Origin of the sequence: Pseudomonas caricapapayae, assembly GCF_001400735.1 — a bacterium.
Taxonomy (GTDB): Bacteria; Pseudomonadota; Gammaproteobacteria; order Pseudomonadales; family Pseudomonadaceae; genus Aquipseudomonas; species Aquipseudomonas caricapapayae.
The window spans coordinates 1-2,900 of sequence record NZ_LJPW01000072.1 but is presented as its reverse complement, the minus strand read 5'-3'; the positions used below and the strand labels follow the sequence as shown (position 1 = coordinate 2,900).

2 protein-coding genes are annotated in these 2,900 nt (G+C 58.6%); both read left to right on the top strand.

Features of this window, described 5'->3' with window-relative positions; genetic code table 11:
* On the top strand, positions 1 to 970 hold a 970-nt coding region (locus ALO80_RS11410), incomplete at its 5' end, for an aldo/keto reductase (protein ID WP_083493242.1).
* Between the two features lie 240 nt (positions 971 to 1,210).
* Entirely contained in the window at positions 1,211 to 2,851 is a 1,641-nt protein-coding gene (locus ALO80_RS11405; protein ID WP_054988444.1) for a methyl-accepting chemotaxis protein, read from the top strand.
* The last annotated feature ends 49 nt before the right edge of the window (positions 2,852 to 2,900 follow it).

Sequence of the window (2,900 nt, the reverse complement as noted above, 5' to 3'; positions counted from 1 at the left end):
AGGTCTGGATATTTCCAGACTGTGCCTTGGATGCATGACCTTCGGCGAACCTGATGCCGGAACGCATCCCTGGACACTGGGCGAAGAAGCAAGCAGACCGATCATCAGGCATGCCGTCGAGCAAGGCATCAACTTCTTCGACACCGCCAACAGCTACTCGGCAGGCACCTCGGAAACCATCGTCGGAAAGTTGCTGAAGGAGTTCACCCGTCGCGACGAGACGGTGATCGCAACGAAGGTGTTCTTCCCGGCAAACATGTGGGAAGGCTCGACAAGGCCCAACGAGAAAGGGCTCTCGCGCAAAGCCATCCTGTCCAGTATCGATGCAAGCCTTGCACGGCTTGGCACTGACTACGTCGACCTGTACCAGATTCACCGCTGGGACTATGACACGCCGATTGAAGAAACCATGGAGGCCCTTCACGACGTGGTCAAGGCCGGCAAAGCCAGGTACATCGGCGCGTCATCCATGTATGCATGGCAATTCGCCAAGGCCCAGCAGGTGGCCGCCGCGCACGGCTGGAGCAGGTTTGTCTCCATGCAGAACTACCTGAACCTGGTGTATCGCGAAGAAGAACGCGAGATGATCCCGCTGTGTATCGATCAAGGTGTCGGCCTGATGCCCTGGAGCCCTATGGCGCGTGGCAGGTTGACCAGGCCTCACGGTCAGCAGACCGAACGGACGAAAAGCGACATTTCCGGTCAGTCGTTCTACCAGGCCACGGAAGAGGAAGACGGTCGGGTAATCGATGTCGTGGAGCAGGTCGCGGCAGAACGAGGCGTACCGATGGCGCAGGTTGCACTGGCCTGGGTATTGGCCAAACGAGGGGTATCGGCACCGATTGTCGGTGCCTCCAAAGCCGCTCAGCTGGACGATGCCATTGCTGCACTGGCGCTGGTGCTCAGCGATGAAGACATCAAACGCCTTGAGGCTCCGTATGTGCCGCATGGGGTGACCGGGTTCGTCTGACGGACGCACTGGAATCCGTTCCCGGTGGCGGATTGCCCTTCCGGGCGGAAGCGCTCTGATGCCGTCATCGACGCCTTCGCAACGTCACATACTTATGCAATAACACCTGCCTATCTCGCTGCACGCAAATATCTATTGGGCAGCCGATAAAATGGACGATACTGTCCGGCCATTCGCAATGAATGGCCGTTTGCCATTGCTTGATTCGACTTTCCCGACTTCCCCGTTCGAGTTCCTTCCATGAAAAATCCGGTTTCTCTGGCTACCCGCATCGGCTTGGGGTTTGCCGCAGTCGTTTCCCTGCTCATATTGATCACAGCCGTCGGTATTCAGCGGGTTGGCTTCATTGACAGCACCCTGGAAGACGTGAGCAACAACGCCGCAAAGGTGCAGCGCTATGCGATCAACTTTCGTGGCAGCGTGCATAACCGGGCAATCGCCCTGCGCGATGCAGTGCTGGTCAACAATGATCAGGACCTGGCACTTCATCTGGCAGAGATGACCCGCCTTGAAAAAGACTATATCGACTCGGCAGCACCGATGGATCAGCTGTTCTCGAGTCCGACCGTCACTGCCGAGGAAAGGCAACTACTGCGTGGGATCAAGGAAATCGAACAGCAGACGCTGGGTTCCACCAAAAGCGTGATTGCCTTGCGCCGCACGGGAGACATTGCCGGTGCCCAGGCATTGTTGCTGCGCCAGACCTCAGGTGACTACAGCGAGTGGCTGAAACGCATCAACGCCCTCATTGACCACGAGGAAGCCGCGATCAGGGTTCAACTGGATGACGTGCAGGCAACGGCCAGCCAGTTCCGTGGCCTGATGTTGCTGGCTACGGCTTTCGCCGCAGTGCTGAGCATTGCGCTGTCGGTTCTCATCATTCGCTTTGTGAAAAGAACACTTGGCGCGGAGCCGGTGGAGGTTGCGCAGGCCATTCGCCGATTGGCTGCGGGCGATCTGCAGCAAACCATCAGCACGGCGCATCCAGACAGCGTCATGGGCGTACTGGGCACCGCGCTCGGTCGTCTCTCGGAGACCATCACCGAGGTAAGGATGGCTGCTCAGGAGGTCAGCCAGTCATCTACGGTGCTGCTGGCGGCCTCATCGGCCAACAATGCACAGATCATGGTCCAGACCCGTGAAGCCGAGCAGGTGGCAACCGCCATCAGTCAAATGGCCGCGACGGTCAATGAAGTTTCGGGCTATGCAGCGCAGGCCGCCGACGCGGCACGCCTGGCAGACAGCGAAGTGGCAACCGGTAACAGCCTTGTCGAAGGCACCACAGTTGCCATCGAGCAACTGGCAGCCACGCTGACTGAAACAACCAGCACTGTGGAGCAAGTGTCCAGGCACGGCGAGCAGATCGAAACCGTCATTGAGGTGATCAACTCGATCGCCTCGCAAACCAACCTGCTGGCGCTCAATGCCGCCATCGAAGCAGCCCGCGCAGGCGAACATGGCCGTGGCTTTGCAGTAGTCGCTGATGAGGTTCGCTCCCTGGCGAATCGTACCCAGCAGTCGACCCAGGAGATTCAAAGCATGATCAGCACGCTGCAAGGAGGCACTGAAACAGCAGCGCAGAACATGCGTGACAGCTGTGAGCTGGTCAATCGCGCCGTCGACCAGACGCGCAATGCACAAAGTGCGTTGTCCAGAATCAATCAGGAGGTGGGCGCAATCAACCACATGAATGCGCAGATCGCCAGCGCTGCGGTTCAGCAAAGCTCGGTCGCAGAGGACGTGGCCATGAACATCAACAGCATCCACGACTCGACGCTCAAATCCGCCAGTGGCTCGCAACAGGTGGCAACCGCCAGCGAAGAGTTGGCGCAGCTGGCGGACCGCCTGACCCGGAAAGTAGCGTTTTTCAAAGTCGGCTAGGGGTGTGAAAACGCGAATCGGGCGATGAATTTGGTCATCGCCCGATTCG